The organism is Methylosinus sp. is20ea (assembly GCF_059718135.1).
Map to the genome: position 1 here is coordinate 3385753 of NZ_AP046088.1, position 14585 is coordinate 3400337.

11 protein-coding genes are annotated in these 14585 nt (G+C 60.9%); 5 read left to right on the forward strand and 6 right to left on the reverse strand.

The window, feature by feature from the left end; translation table 11 throughout:
* Positions 1-34 precede the first annotated feature (34 nt).
* Together AC6IY7_RS15835 and AC6IY7_RS15840 are read right to left on the reverse strand one after the other, a co-directional pair.
* Positions 35-2347, reverse strand: a complete 2313-nt coding sequence (locus tag AC6IY7_RS15835; RefSeq protein WP_497780370.1) for a DUF1549 and DUF1553 domain-containing protein — start codon at positions 2345-2347, stop codon at positions 35-37.
* The gene (locus tag AC6IY7_RS15840; protein ID WP_497780371.1) at positions 2344-2625 is read right to left on the reverse strand and encodes a hypothetical protein; all 282 of its coding nucleotides are present in this window, start codon (positions 2623-2625) and stop codon (positions 2344-2346) included. The genes AC6IY7_RS15835 and AC6IY7_RS15840 overlap by 4 nt, the downstream gene beginning before the upstream one ends.
* Before the next feature lie 103 nt (positions 2626-2728).
* On the opposite strand from AC6IY7_RS15840, the gene AC6IY7_RS15845 reads away from it, so the two are divergent.
* The gene (locus AC6IY7_RS15845) at positions 2729-4945 is read left to right on the forward strand and encodes a carboxypeptidase-like regulatory domain-containing protein (protein WP_497780372.1); all 2217 of its coding nucleotides are present in this window, start codon (positions 2729-2731) and stop codon (positions 4943-4945) included.
* Between the two features lie 50 nt (positions 4946-4995).
* Positions 4996-5739, forward strand: a complete 744-nt coding sequence (locus AC6IY7_RS15850) for a hypothetical protein (protein WP_497780373.1) — start codon at positions 4996-4998, stop codon at positions 5737-5739.
* Between the two features lie 994 nt (positions 5740-6733).
* Here AC6IY7_RS15850 and AC6IY7_RS15855 read toward each other — a convergent pair.
* Complete coding sequence (locus AC6IY7_RS15855) at positions 6734-7876, reverse strand: hypothetical protein (RefSeq protein ID WP_497780374.1); 1143 nt, start codon at positions 7874-7876, stop codon at positions 6734-6736.
* 591 nt (positions 7877-8467) lie between these two features.
* Between AC6IY7_RS15855 and AC6IY7_RS15860 the strand changes: the two genes are divergently transcribed.
* Positions 8468-9154 (forward strand): DUF2971 domain-containing protein, encoded by a 687-nt coding sequence (locus AC6IY7_RS15860; RefSeq protein WP_497780375.1) that lies wholly within the window; start codon positions 8468-8470, stop codon positions 9152-9154.
* A gap of 12 nt (positions 9155-9166) precedes the next feature.
* Here AC6IY7_RS15860 and AC6IY7_RS15865 read toward each other — a convergent pair whose 3' ends face one another.
* Entirely contained in the window at positions 9167-10288 is a 1122-nt protein-coding gene (locus AC6IY7_RS15865; protein WP_497780376.1) for a hypothetical protein, read from the reverse strand.
* A 303-nt stretch (positions 10289-10591) separates the two neighbouring features.
* Positions 10592-11476: a hypothetical protein gene (locus AC6IY7_RS15870; RefSeq protein ID WP_497780377.1), complete on the reverse strand. Its 885-nt coding sequence runs from the start codon at positions 11474-11476 to the stop codon at positions 10592-10594.
* Between the two features lie 365 nt (positions 11477-11841).
* Between AC6IY7_RS15870 and AC6IY7_RS15875 the strand changes: the two genes are divergently transcribed.
* Positions 11842-12798: a helicase-related protein gene (locus tag AC6IY7_RS15875; protein WP_497780378.1), complete on the forward strand. Its 957-nt coding sequence runs from the start codon at positions 11842-11844 to the stop codon at positions 12796-12798.
* Positions 12799-12809: 11 nt separating this feature from the next.
* Here the strand turns inward: AC6IY7_RS15875 and AC6IY7_RS15880 are convergent, their stop codons facing one another.
* Positions 12810-13448 (reverse strand): hypothetical protein, encoded by a 639-nt coding sequence (locus AC6IY7_RS15880; RefSeq protein ID WP_497780379.1) that lies wholly within the window; start codon positions 13446-13448, stop codon positions 12810-12812.
* A 173-nt stretch (positions 13449-13621) separates the two neighbouring features.
* On the opposite strand from AC6IY7_RS15880, the gene AC6IY7_RS15885 reads away from it, so the two are divergent.
* Positions 13622-14575, forward strand: a complete 954-nt coding sequence (locus AC6IY7_RS15885) for an AIPR family protein (RefSeq protein WP_497780380.1) — start codon at positions 13622-13624, stop codon at positions 14573-14575.
* Positions 14576-14585: the final 10 nt, after the last annotated feature.

Consider the following 14585-nt stretch of genomic DNA (forward strand, 5'->3'; position numbering starts at 1 on the left):
TGACAGTCCTTTCCTCGCGACAGATGCGATTTTCTCAGAAGCGGTAGATGAACTCGTTGGAATTGGCGACGGTGTGCACGAGGTCGACGAAGGCCGATGCGCGAATCGGGTCCGTCGCCGTCAAATCCTTGCCGGTCGGGACCGCGATCGAGAATTTGCCGTCTGTCGCTCGGCTCGCGATCAGTTTCTCATGCTCGTCGAGAAACTTTTTCAGGACCGATCTCTCATAGTCGTCGGGGCTGCGTGCGAACAAAATCTGATACAGACGATCGATGCGCGCATTCTCGTCGACCCCCGCTTCGTGGATCACGCGGCCGGCCAACGCCTGCGACCATTGGAAGACGAGTTCATTGTTGACGAGAGTGAGCGCCTGCAAGGGCGTCGTCGTGACGTCGCGCTTGCTATGCGCCTGCTGCGGATTGTTGAGATCGAAAGTCTCGAGCAGCGGGTAGGGAACGCTGCGCCGCGCGAAAATATAGAGGCTGCGGCGGTTGATCTCATGCGGATCGCTCGAGGCCTCCCAAGCCGGGCCGACATTGAGATTGGGGGGCAGGGGCGGGAAGACGGCGGGGCCGCCGATCGCTTTTTCGAGACGTCCAGACGCGAGCAGGAAGGAGTCGCGAATCTGCTCGGCGTCTAGGCGCTTGCGCGGGAAGACGGCGAGCAGCTTGTTTTCCGGATCGGCGGCGGCGACATCCTCGCGATGCGCCGAAGACTGCCGATAGACGCTCGACAGGAGAATTTGCCGATGCAGCTTCTTGATGCTCCAGCCGCCCTGGACGAAATCATCGGCGAGATAATCGAGCAGCTCCGGATTGGTCGGCTTGTCGCCGGCCTTGCCGAAATCGCTCACGGTGCCGACGACGCCCTTGCCGAAATATTCGTTCCAGACGCGGTTCACGAAGACTCGCGCGGTCAGCGGATTGGTCGGGCTCGCCAGCCAATTCGCGAGCGCGGTGCGGCGGCCGGATGACGTCGCGGTCGGGACGATGGTCGGAACCTCGCCATTGGCGAAAGCCTCCGGGAAAGCCGGCTGCACTTCGTCGAGCGGACGTTCGTGATTGCCGCCGAAGAACACATAGGTCGGCGGCGCATCGGAGTGACCGAGCTCGGTCGCCGCGGTGAATGTGTCCGCGCCGCGCGTCGGCTTGAGCTTCTCGAATTTCTTCAGCTCTTCGGTGAGCTTCTGATATTCCGCCCATTTCGCCACAGCCTCCGGCGTATGATCCGGGCTCTGCGCGTCATTGGCGATGTCGCGCAGATAATTCGCCAGAACCGGCTGATCGGTGACCGTGTCGGCGCGATAATTCACCCAACGGTCGAGCGCGTTCCATTCGCTCTTCGGCTTGAAGATCGACGCGCGCGCATCGGGATTGTAGCGCTCCTTGTAATAGGTCGAGGCCTTCTCACGAATCTGCTCGATGATCGCCTTCTGCTTGGCGAGAATGTCTTTCGCAGCGGTCTCGTATTTGGCGAGCGCCTTCTCATATTCGACTTCCTGATCGCCCTTGGCGGAGGGGATCTTCTCGTCGAATGCGGTATTGGCGAAAAAGGCCTGGAGCGAGAAATAGTCTTTCTGGGTGATTTTGTCGGACTTGTGATTGTGGCAACGCGCGCAGCCGACGGTCGTGCCGAGAATCGCCGTGCCGATCGTGTCCGTGATGTCGGTCGTGATCTGATATTTGCGGCCGATCAGATCGCGAGCGTTGGGGTTATCCGTATAGCTCGCGAGGAAGCCGGTCGCCACCAGCGCCTTTTGGTCGCCGGGCGCGATTTCGTCGGCGGCGATCTGCTCCTGGATGAAGCGCGAATAGGGCTTGTCGTCGTTGAAGGACTGCACGACATAGTCGCGATAGCGGAAGAAATTGGGCCGCGTCACGTCGCCCTGAAAGCCGGCGCTGTCGGCATAGCGGGCGAGATCGAGCCAGCGGCGCGCCTGCCTCTCGCCATAGCGAGGCGAGGCGAGCAATCTGTCGACGAGCTTCTCATAGGCGTCCGGCGAGACGTCGTTCACGAAGGCCGCGACATCCTCGGGTTCGGGAATGAGGCCCCAGACGTCCAAAGTCGCGCGGCGGATGAGCGCCGCGCGATCGGCGTCCGGCGACGGGGCAAGCTTGCCGGCTTCGATCTTCGCGAGAATGAAGGCGTCGATCGGCGATCGCACCCATGATTTCTGCGCGACGTCCGGAATCCCCGGGCGCCGCACGGGCTGATAAGCCCAGTGTGGGCGGCCCGTGGCCGCCCGCGGCGTTATCTCCGTCGGCGTCGGGTCCGCGGCAAGGGCGAGGGACGCCCACGAAGCGCCGAGCAGCAGCGCCAAATATGCTTTCTTCAAAGGCTTTTTCATTCAGTCACCCCTCTGCCAGCAAGTCGAATCGGGAAGGCCGCGAGCCCGAAATCGACCGATGATAATATAATCCTACTATGAATATATTGTTTTGCAAGCCTCGCTTGCGGGTGACAGCCGAGCGCGGCTGGAGCGGCGATCGAAAAGCGCGAGTGGATCGTGTTCCACGCCGAAGAGCCATATGCGCACAGGGTCTGGCGGGCTGCGCCATCGGGAATGGTGTGAGTTCCGTCTCGGCTGCGCGCAGCAAAAAGACGCTCGCCGAATTTGTCGGTCAAGCGCTCGATTCCCTCGCGCTTTCGGCTGATGAGCGCTGAACACGCCGCTCGACAGCCGCTATAAATCGCTATAGTAAGTAGAGTGACTGCTTACGGATGGGCCATGCGCTTCTCGACTCTTCTCGCCGTCGCCGCGGCTTTCGGCGCGGTTTTTCATCTCCTCGACGCTCGCGCCGAGACGCGCGTCGCGTTCGACGCCCACGCGATAGGCGGGGTGGTGACGAGCCGTTTCGGGCCGGAGGCCGGCGTCTGGGTCATCGCCGAAACAACCGAGGTCGGCACGCGCTACGCCAAGATCGTCGTGACCGATGATTTCGGCCGTTATGTCATTCCCGATCTTCCCAAGGCGCATTACCGCGTGTGGACGCGCGGCTATGGGCTCGTCGATTCCAAGAAGATTTCCGCCGAGCCGGGGCGACTCGTCGATCATGAGGCGGCCGTCGCGCCGAGCCTCGAGGCGGCGGCGCAATATTATCCTCCGATCTATTGGCTCTCGCTGCTGCGCGTGCCGGATAGGGCCAAATTCCCTGGCGCGGGGCCGTCCGGCAATGGCGTGCCGGAGAATTTCAAATCGCAGGAGCAATGGCTCGATCTGGTCAAGACCAATGGCTGCGGGCCGTGCCACCAGCTCGGCAATTATGCGACGCGCACGATCTCGCCGGCGCTCGGCCATTTCGACAGCGCGCAGGAGGCCTGGACGCGGCGCCTGCGCTCCGGTCAGGCGGGGACCGCGATGGTCAACACGATCGCGCGCCTCGATACGACCGACGGCGGTCAGCTCGCGCTCTTTGCCGATTGGACAGATCGCATAAAGGCCGGCGAGCTGCCGCATGAGACGCCGCCGCGTCCTTCCGGGGTCGAGCGCAATATCGTCGTCACAGTGCGCGAATGGGCTTCGCCCAAGCATTATCTGCATGATCTCGCCATTACCGACAAACGCAAGCCGAGCGTGAACGCCAAAGGTCCGATCTATGGCGCGACGGAACTCGGCAGCGACGATATTCCGGTGATCGATCCGCAGACGAATAAGAGATGGCTCATCGACGCCAAAGTGCGCGACGCGGATACGCCGTCGTCTGTGCTTGGCAATCCGGTGGTCGATCCTTCGCCCTATTTCGGAAGCGAGGCGATCTGGAACAGCAAGTTCAACGCGCATACGCCCACATTGGACGAGACGGGCAAGATCTATTTCGCCGCGCAGACACGCGCGCCGAAGAATGCGCCCGCCTTTTGCGATAAGACGTCGTCGCTACGTTCCGCGCAGCTCTATCCGCTCTCGGCGCGGCCGGAGGGGTTCTCGGGCGGACAGCGTCAGGTGACGATCTATGATCCGGCGACGAAGCAATTCTCCTTCATCGATACATGCTTTTCGTCGCATCATCTGAATTTCGCAGAGGATGCGAATAACACGCTGTGGCTCAACACGCTCGGCTCCGGCGATCTCGCCGTCGTCGGCTGGGTGAATACAAAGAAATTCTTCGAGACCGGCGACGCCGCTACGGCGCAGGGCTGGACGCCGCTCATCGTCGACACCAATGGCAATGGCAAGCGCGACGAGGGCTATAACGAACCGGGCAAGGCGAACGATCCCACAAAGGACACGCGCGTTCCGCTCAATTACTATTCTATCTCCTGGAGCCCGCTGGATGGCTCCGTATGGGGATCGAGCCTCGCCTTTCCGGGGTATGCGGTGCGTCTCGATCCGGGAAAGAACCCGCCGGAGACGGCGCTCGCCGAAGTCTACAAAGTTCCGGCGCCCGGCTATGGCGTTCGCGGCGCGGATGTCGATCGCGACGGCGTCTTCTGGGCGGCGCTCGGCAGCGGACACATAGCGAGCTTCGATCGGCGCAAATGCAAGGGGCCGCTCAACGGACCGGGCGCCGAGAAAGGCGAGAAATGCCCCGAGGGCTGGCTTTTCTATCCGCTGCCGGGGCCGGGCTTCGCCGGCGCGCCGGGCGCGGCGGAGACGCCCTATTATCTCTGGGTCGATCAGCACGATATTCTGGGCCTCGGGGCGAATACGCCGATCGCCACGGGCAATCAGTCGGACTCCCTACATGCGCTCGTCGGCGGCAGAATCGTCGAGCTGCGCGTGCCCTATCCGCTCGGCTTCTACGCCAAGGGCGTCGACGGCCGCATCGACGATGAGAAGGCCGGCTGGAAGGGTAGGGGCCTCTGGGTCACCTCCGGCAATCGCACGCCTTATCACATAGAGGCGATCGACGCCGATCCTCCGGGCGCGCCGGGCTCTACGCCGGCCGCCTATTCGAGCCCGCTCGTCGTGAACTTCCAGCTGAGACCTGATCCGCTCGCGCATTGAGCGCGGGCCTGCAAGACATTCGAACCTTCTCGCGCCAGAGGCCATTCCCCATGAGCGAAGCCGTCGACAGCTTTCCGATCGAGTCCAAGATCCGTCTCAAGAAGCAGGATTTGTTCGTCGGGCTCGGAGTCCTATTGCTGCTCGTCGGCTTCGCGCCGACCTTCTATCTCAAGCCCATCTTCGGCGCCGGAAAGCCGCTGACGCTGCTCGTGCTCGCGCATGGCGCGACGACGACGGCGTGGCTCGCCGTCTTCATCTTTCAATATGTCAGCGCGAGCAGAGGCGCGCTGACGCGCCATAGGACAGTCGGCGTGATCGGCGCGATCCTTTTCGGTCTCGTCATCGCACTGTCGATCGTGACCGCAGTGGCCCGGGTCGCTGCGGCGGATTCCCAAACCGCGAGCCTCGCGCCTCTGATCGGCCTCGCCTATCCGTTCTGGGTTCTCGCAGAGGTCGCGATTTTCGGGGTGGGGGCTTTCGCCGCGATCCGTCGTCCCGATTGGCATCGCCAATTTCAGCTGGCGAGCTTCTTCACCTTCATTGCCCCGGCGACGGCGCGCGCCCTGCGCTTCGTCATTCCGGCGGGCCCGGCGGTGACCTATGGTTCGTTGTTGATTTCCCTTTTGCTTTATGCCGGAACGGCCAGCTTCAAAGACCAATCCGGAAATTTGTCCCGAGCGTCCCTGGTCGTCGTCGGCGTTCAGCTGGTGGCGGCTCTTCTGCTTTTCGCGAGTTTGAGCGGTGCTCAGCTTTGGCTTCAATTCGCGTCCTTCCTCACCGGATATCCCTTGTAATCAAGGGATCCACTCGGCGGCGGGCCTCCTGGGGGGCAGGGGCGAGGTGCGTGCTCGCAAATCGCGGAAAATCAAATGCTCGATCGCCGTCGCGTCTGGCGAGATTATGGATCAAAAGGTCGTTACGAAGTCGATCGCTCCAGAACGAGGAAACATATTCGAGACCGAGGGGACATCGGCGTTCTCCTCGGCCGCCGCCCACAAGGTTTTCCATCACTTTTGGCGAGCATTCTCGACGATCTTCATGACGCCGCCCTTCAGCAGCTCTTTTCGCACCGGCATATAGCGCTTCCTCGCATGGGCCTTGATCGATCGACCGCCTGCTCTTCTGGAACACGGCGCACAAATTGGTGGATGCGGCCGCATCATGTTATGCAGTTCTTGCGGGCGCAAGAGCCGGGCGACGGCATTTAACATTTGATTTTCAGCGATTTACGCTGCGCGATGTGTCGGTTTTCACGAACGCCGACTCTTTTCGCCATTGATTTTGCTGTGTTTTTTTATCGACCTCCTGACTCCTTTTGCAATAAGCCAGACTCCGCAGGGTCACTTTTTCAATAACGCCGACTCCTGCTTATAATATATTGAAATGGATATGTTTTAAAAACGACCATTTAGGCGACGATTGCGACGGCCGCGCTCCGTTCTGCGCTCAGGAGTCGGGTTAGTGAAAAAATTGCTACGTTTGAGGCTGCCGCCTCGCGTGTTCATCTCAACATGAAGGGCTGGATACGAAGCAAACGAGACGTCTGCGGATGCATCCACGGCGCACGCGGCTGATCCCCGGCTGTGTGACCGCTTCGTTTCCGGCTTCTCCGCCGATCGCCTGTTGCTCACCCTACGCCCGCGGGCGTATCTACCGCCGGGACTCAACTCGCCGCTGGATGAAACTTCGGGGGCAGGTCAAAGCGCCAATAAAATGACGATTTTGCGCGGCGCGTTGCACGTGGATTGATCGAGGTAGGAATAGTTGCGTTCAAAGTGTGTCGAGAATTTAGGGCACGGGCCGCCGCCAAACGGCGAACAATTCAAAGAACGCTTGTTTTGGCTTCGAGCCAACGCGCTGGAATGACTTCCCACATTTCACGACTGCATCTTTTAGCTTCCAATGGGGATGTTTCCACTTGTGGACGGGCTCGGCTGCGGCGATCCATGCGTCCGCGTCGCAGACGAGGTTGCCTGGATCTGAATTGCAGATCGACCCGTGGTGCGGGAAGACGTAGGTTAAAACCCGGTCGATGTCCTCCCCATACTCCTTCCTTATGGCCGCGACATCTGAGCGCTTGCGTAGATGCGCGTCACCCGTCCCGAGCCAGCCGATCTTATTCAGGCCATGCCGACCATCATGGCTTAAGACGGCGAGGCCTGCGTGGTCTTCTGGACCGGAATAGAGGCAAAGCGAAGTCAGATTTTTGTCGCCGAACGCTTCCTTGTAGGCCTGTGAAGTCTCGGCACGGCCAGTTGTTACCATCATCTGCCGTACTCCAGCGTTTGCGACGCGATCCTTGAATGAGCCCGACGCCCACTTGAACCGCTTCTCAATTTCATTGCGGAAATCCGCGATACGCCTCGGATCCGCGCTCTTTACGTAGGGGCGCAACTTCCAAATTACCCCCACCCCAGGAATTGAAGTGTGCAGAGCCGCGTCCTGAACAACCAGCACCTCGGTGCCCGCGTTCGCCTCACGCCTTTGTCGTGCGGGTCGATCTTGCCGCGCGCGCTGGAGAATCCATTCGATCGCCTCGGCTCCTTCCCCGCGGAAACCATCAAATGGATCGACATCAGGCATGGAGTCTAGCGGGTCATCATCTCCGTCGCCGTCGCTCGGTCGAACGAATATGATCCGCCGTGGTCGAAAGTCGGCCAGTGCGTCGACGGGATTCCCGACCATCGCCATCAGGAAATCGTCGATTTCGTCATGCCGTGCAGCAGCTCGAGCCAGCGCGACGATCCGCTCGTCCATATCGACGTATGGCAGCATAATGGTGTCGACCGTGAAGCCGCCGACAGGGTCGAGAAGGTGGGGGGTTCCGCAGATGTGGTCCGTATCGAAGTGCGATAGCACCAATACATCGATGCCTCCCTCGGGAAATGCATTGCGAAGCATTTCTATCTCACGAAGAACGTGCTTCTTCACTACTGCGCCACAGTCATAAACGTAGAGCGAGCGGCCATTGCTTGGACGCTGACCCGGCCACCGTCGTGTGCCTGCTATCACACCGACATGGAAGCCTCCCTGCCCAACTGGCATCTGGCGACGGACGTGCAGTAGGGAGTCAAGATGGCTCATCGTGGAAGGCGCTCCAGCGCTGTGGATTTGAATGCTAGCTTGGGCGGAGGAGGCAATCTCTCACAAGCGGCCTATGCGACGTCTCCACAGGGCATTTGTCGGCCAGCTCGCCGCGCAGGCTCCGGGCGTGCTGTCCAGCCTCGCGCGCAGGGGCCGCGACCGCGCCGGCGACGCGCGGCGGAACGGGCCGGAGTAGTAGAGGCGAGCGACGAAGGGTGAAGGGTGAAGGGTGGAGACGAGGCCCACGCGGGGAGTCCCGGGCGGGCTTCTTCGTGTCGCCGGATGCGAACCCGAAATGTCCCGCGACCGCCGGCGACCGAAGCCCTGTCGAGTACCGCATGCGCGCACTCTTGACCTTGCGGTCGCGCCGGAGATGCTGCGGGATATAAGCCAACTAGAGCGGGCCGAGCCTGATTCGGAGCATGAAGGAAGACGACAGTGGCCAAGATCCGCACACTGGTCACGCCGGCGAAGCTCTACAGATACCGGTCGATCGAAGATCGAAAATGGGAACAGGAACTGTGCGCGCTGGAGGAGGGCTACCTCTGGTGCAGCCCGTTTCGCGACATGAACGACCCGATGGAAGGGCTGTACCAAGCGGACGACGCGTTTCGGGACCATCCGCGATACGAAGAGCTCCGCGACGGGATCTACTACGGCAAGCTGGACGTCGGAATCTGCTCGCTGTCGGAGACCGGGACGAACGAGCTGATGTGGGCGCACTACGCCGACCAGTTCCGCGGCCTCTGCGTCGAATATGACCTGTCGACGCTCCTGCGGCGGCTTTCCAACACCGTCGACCTTGTGCGCGTCCACTACGACGACCGGATGCCGAGGATCGGTCCCGACGCCAAGCCGGGAATGCCCGACAGCGGGAGCAACGCGACGAGGGCCATCGCCAAGCGGATCCTATCCTGCAAGCATCGGGCCTGGCTCTACGAACGCGAATGGCGCGTGCTGGGGCCGCTGCGGCGCCTCGACTACTTCGATCGTGCTTGCGTCACCGGCGTGATCGTCGGGCCGCGCGCGCCGCAGGCCGAATATGAGCGCGTCCGCAGCGCGCTCGGCGACCTTGGCATCCCGACGCGACGGCTGGAGGTCGACGGCTATCGGCTGAACGTCTGACCGCTAGCCGCCTCACGCCGAACCGCTAGGGTCGACGTGCTCGGGATCGGCGACCGGGGATGTCTTCGCTGCGCGCGCCGGCGCGGAATCCCCCGCCTTGTCGGACGGTTTCTCGGATGGTTTCGTTTCCGGCTTTTCCTTCTCGGATTTCTTGCCGGTCGCCCATCCCCACGCGACGCCGCCGATCGGGATCAGCAGCGAGGCCCAGATCCACGAGGCGTTCTCGGCGGTCTTTTTGATGAGTTCCAGCCATTCGGGAACGGTCTCGGGCCACGCGACATCGACGTCGATCTCGCGCTTGAACGTGTTCACGGTGCGGCGGTCGTCCTTGCCGTCGATGGCGATGATCGCGTCGAAGCCGAGGACGAGCACCTGGCTCCTGCCGGCGGCCTTCGGCGTGACGGTCCATGTCCACGACGTCGGCTCGCGGTCCGAAATCCACTGCTCCTGCGGTCCCGACGGGGAAATGTCGAACCCGCCGCCGACGAGGGTCGCCGTCATCCGCTTGGAAATCTTCAGCGTGGAGGTTTCGGTCCTGCCGACCTCCCGAACCGTCCGCTCGGGATCGTCGGCGAGCGACGTCGCCGACAGCTTCGCCTCGAACAGGAACGGCTTGGTGGCCCGCCCGCGCGCGGGAACGTCGAACGCCACCGTTCCGGTTTTCAGGCGCCCCAGCGCCTCGTCGACGGTCGGCGTGTCGACGAGCGCGAGACGCTTTTCCGCGTCCCGCAGGCGCGCAAGGGCGTCCTCGAAGGCGGCTTCGTGGGCCAAGGCGGGGGAACGCCCCCTATCCTCGTATTGTGAATTCTTGGTGATCTCCGCCGCGCTTTTTTCGCGGAGACGCGCCAGGGTCCGCGCTCGGGCTTCGCGTTCGGCCCGCGCCACGGATCGCTCCGCCTCGGCGCGGGCGTCTGCATCGGATGAATTCGGCGGGGACGGCAAAGGCGGCTGTGGCGGGGCCATGGCCATGGGGGATACCAGGGAAACGGCGAGGATCGACGCCGCGACGGGGGCGGCGAGGACGCCGCCGAGCAGGAGCGCGCGGGCGAGGCGGCCTTCGGGCAAACGGATCATGGAAAACGCTCCGACGAAAAAACCGGCGGCAGCGAAATGGGTGCCGCCGTCTTGCCGCATTCTGCCGCCGCGCGCGCGCCGGCGCAATCTCCCCGCCGTCGATCCTTCGCGCGATCACCGGGCGATCCATGCGGCGTCCTCGGGGAGATCCTTCGGGCGAACCTTCGGTGCGATCCGCGCCGGTTCGGATCGGTCGCCGGCGCGGGGCCGGGATCCGGGGGCGGCGGCGGGAAGCCCGGAAATCCAAGGCGGAGCCGGGCGGGCCTCGGCTTGCGTGTTTTAGCCAAGCCGCTTGACGCTGACGAGGGCAGCGCGAGGACACAGCAACGTAAACGCTAGATCTTTGGCGAAGCCGTGACCTTCCTATTTGCGTCGAGAGGGGCGCGAAATTCCGCGCGACGATTCCTTCTCGAAAAAAGCTTTGACCTCGTCGATCTTCCATACTTGCGTCTTGCCATCTCCCACAGATGCAACTGGTTCGATGCCCGTTGCCTCGAGCGCCTTTCTGGCATTCCGCGGGGTTGTCCCCAGGAGTCGAGCAATCTCCGCCGTGAAAAAATACTTCTTGGCGAAAGCGTCGAGGTCGCCTCGCCGAAGCCGTAGATTGATTCTATCGAATGCGGGCAGCAGCCCAATTGCAGTCAGATCACAGAAAGCCGCTTTTGTTACGCCGAAATAGGCCGCGGCCTCAATGTAGTTCGTTGCTCCGTCGTCATCCGCCGCTATGGGTGTAGGCGCCTTCGCCACGATAGCGTGGAGGTCGACCTCGTTCATGGCCATACCCTCGAGAACGCCCGACGCTACGTTCGACGCGAGCCGAACCGGCAACCTACCTTTGAGTATCGCCTCGATGATGGTCGCCCAAGGCTTGGGACCAACGTACAATCTGCTGACGGCTGGAACCAAACGCTGATCATCTGTGATCTCGTTCCCCGCTATTAGTGCATTCAACTGACAGCAAAGCTGTTCGACCGAAGATCGCCGGTATTGCTCCTTCTCATTCATCATGAACACCACCGGCCCCGTGAGTTTTTCTACAAGGCCGCGAGCTACTAGGTCTGGCAGTGCCCCAAGAGGTACGCCGAGACACGCGCATGCTTCCATCGCGCCGATGCTGTCGTCATGATCTTTCATGATCGCTTCAATCTCTGTGAGATCGAAGACAACAATCTTCTTGTGACGGGCGATCGTCACGGAACCGCTTTTAGCGAGGCGGGCTAGTTTCCGACGATCGATCCGGAAGCGCAATGACGCCTCCACCGACGTGATGCGGCCTTCCGAACGATATCCTTTGCGGCGTGTAACGGGTTTTGTCTGATCCGATCGCTTGAGGTCCGACTCGATGGCGAGTTTGGCCAGTGACTCGAGGTGCTCAGGCAGGCGCGCTTGACGAAAAGCTAAAAGAAGAGGGCCAGGTTCCTTTCTGATGCCGAAGCATCCATTCCGATCGGCCTGCCCGTCGCGTAAAATATCGGCGATTGCGAAGAATCCTTTCGGCCAATCGATCAGCGCTCTACCGGCTAGGGCTAGTCGCAGACTACGTCGAGGCCGGAGACGAGGAGGCCGCTGAAACGCTCACGGAGGCCGAGCGCAAGGCGTTCGCTGCGGAGGAGGTGGATGAGATCGACGCGATCATCGGGGCGATCGCGAGATTGCCGACGGACACCAAGGCGCGTCGACTTGCCGACGAGATTCGCGACCTTGAGGCGGCAGGTTACCGCCAAGTGATCGTGTTCACGCAATACACCGACACGATGGACTACCTCCGCGATCATTTGGTCGACGCCACGGGAAAGACCGTGATGTGCTTCTCGGGCCGGGGCGGCGAAATCCGCGTAAAAGACGGAAGCTGGAAGCAGATATCGCGCGAGGAGGTCAAGGCGCGCTTCAAGAAAGGTGCTGCGGACGTTCTTGTCTGTACAGATGCCGCCGCGGAGGGGCTGAACTTCCAGTTTTGTGGCGCGCTGATAAATTACGACATGCCGTGGAACCCGATGCGCGTCGAGCAGAGAATTGGCCGCATTGACCGTCTCGGTCAAAGTTTCGCGGACATCCGCATCACGAACCTGCATTACCGCGATACCGTCGAGGCCGACGTGTATCACGCCCTTCAGCAGCGTATCTCGGTGTTCACGAATGTGGTCGGGGGACTTCAACCGATCCTCAGTCGGATACCTGGGCTGATCGCGGACGCGGTGCTGTCAAGATCTGGCGACGAGTCCGAAAAGGGCTCGGAGGCGGTTCGCGCTTTGGAGGGGGCAATCGAGGAGGGCCGGGCGACAGCGATCGACCTCGACGAGTTCGCGGACGCGGACTTGAGCATGCCGAAGCGTCCCGACCCCGCTCTCACATTGGCAGACTTGCGGGAAGTCTTGAATCAGCCGCGCTTGATGCCGCCGGGCACGGAAGCGAAACCCCTAGACGGCGCCGACTTCCGTTACGAAGATGGCGATCTACCGGAAGCAATTCGGGTGACCGTCGACTCCGAATTTTTCGAAGAGCACGCCGACAGCGTGGAGTTTTGGACGCCGGGCAGCCCAGCATTTCCGCGTTTGGAGCAGTTCGCCTGACGAGCCATCGATTACGCTAAAGCAGGATTCCGTCCCACGTTTGCCTCAAAAACCGCCCGCGCGAATCCCGGCGGCGTGACGCTCCGAAGACTTCCGCGCTCGTCCGACGGCGGCATGTTGTGGATGTAGAGGGGCCGGAAGGCTGGGATTTCGCGTTTCTGCGGGAAGCGGAACCCGCCGCCGGTCCATAGGCAGGTGCGCTTCACGTAGTCGTCGGCCTCGCCGCCTTCGTAGCCGCCGAATTCGTGGGGATGGAACGAGAAATCGGGCTTTCGCCAATAGCTGCCGAGGGTGCTGACCGGATTCTCGATCATCCATGGCGCGCCGCTCCACTCGCAGATGCGCCGGCAGGCCTCGACGATCTCGATGGCTTCGGTGAGGCCGCCCATGCCCTTTTCCTTGAACCAGCGGGCGCCGGAAACGGAGAGGTTGGTACAGGGAGGCGCGGCGAACACTATCGCGTATCGGCGCGGCGGCGGGAGCCAGTGTCGGATGTCGGTGCCGATCCATGTGATTCCGTCGCACGTCTCCTCGCCGTCGGGATGCTGGAGGTCGACGCAGAAGCATTCGAAGCCGGCTTGGGCCCAGGGACGCACCATGTTGCCGGTGCGATCGTAGAGGCTGAGGACGGCACCCTTGTTGGCGTTCATGAGGCGATAACGTCCTCGAGTTCACGGGCGCCATCAAGGAGTCGACCCGATCTTCTATGGCGCCCCAAAGACCGCCGCTTTTAAGGCGTTGGGGCTGACGTGACCATTCCGACGATGCGCGATAAAATCTGATTCTGTCGGCAATAATTCTCAAGCGCGTTAGCGGGACCCAGATGATCACTGACCAACAAGTGGCGCAGGCTTTTTCGGACTACCGGAGGGATTGCGGCGGCGTTAAAGAGGACTATTTCGGGCTCTTGTTTCTAAAAAAAGAGTTCGGCGTCCCGCATGAAAAAGCCGTAAACCAGATCGCGTTCGGCGGAAATGATTATGGGCTGGATGGATTTCATTTCGACGAAGCAAAAAGAAATCTCCACCTATTCCAATTCAAATATACTGATTCATATAGCCAATTCAAAGGGTCTATGCAGCGCCTCATCGATAGCGGCATGGGTCGGATTTTTGCAACGCCAAATCAGGACGATAACAAAAACCAAGTCTTGATGCAGCTTCGAAGTTGTCTGATCGATAATCGTTCCGCAATCGATCAGATATGTTTTCGATTTGTGTTTGCCGGAAACCCCAGCGAAGCAGAGCGAAGCAAAGTCCTTGAGAAGCTTAGAGAGGACTTGGAAAATAGGCGCTTCTACGTGGAGAAATTTTTTGAGCCGCGTTCCGTTCGATTTGTCGTCGAATACCGCTCCTCTACCGGGAAGGTAGGCGGACTGCGCGCCTTGGAAAGATCCTCAAAATTTTCCGTCGCCGTAGACCAACGGATATGTACCGTTTCCGATAACGGAGAGAAATTATTGAGCTTCTTCATCCCTTTGACGGAGATGCACGCGATGCATCAAGCGCTTGGTTCTCGTTTTTTCGACCGAAACGTAAGATACGGCCTCGGCTCTGCCGAGGCTGTCAACCGTGCGATATCGAAGGCTCTCCGAGAAATAGTGATCGATGAGACCGCGTGTCCAGCCTCGTTTGCTTTCAACCACAATGGCGTTACCCTTTACGCCGAAGGCGTCGACGAGGAAGACGATGAGGTGAAACTTAGTTCGCCGCGTCTTTTAAACGGTGCCCAGACGGTAACAACCTTCGCAAATTTTTTTAAAAGAGAATGCGGATAATCCGAAATTA

Coding starts and splice junctions, on each gene's coding strand:
- AC6IY7_RS15835 (WP_497780370.1), bottom strand. CDS start 2,347: ATGAAAAAGCCTTTGAAGAAAGCATATTTGGCGCTGCTGCTCGGCGCT.
- AC6IY7_RS15845 (WP_497780372.1), top strand. CDS start 2,729: ATGCGCTTCTCGACTCTTCTCGCCGTCGCCGCGGCTTTCGGCGCGGTT.
- AC6IY7_RS15850 (WP_497780373.1), top strand. CDS start 4,996: ATGAGCGAAGCCGTCGACAGCTTTCCGATCGAGTCCAAGATCCGTCTC.
- AC6IY7_RS15865 (WP_497780376.1), bottom strand. CDS start 10,288: ATGCGGCAAGACGGCGGCACCCATTTCGCTGCCGCCGGTTTTTTCGTC.
- AC6IY7_RS15880 (WP_497780379.1), bottom strand. CDS start 13,448: ATGAACGCCAACAAGGGTGCCGTCCTCAGCCTCTACGATCGCACCGGC.
- AC6IY7_RS15885 (WP_497780380.1), top strand. CDS start 13,622: ATGATCACTGACCAACAAGTGGCGCAGGCTTTTTCGGACTACCGGAGG.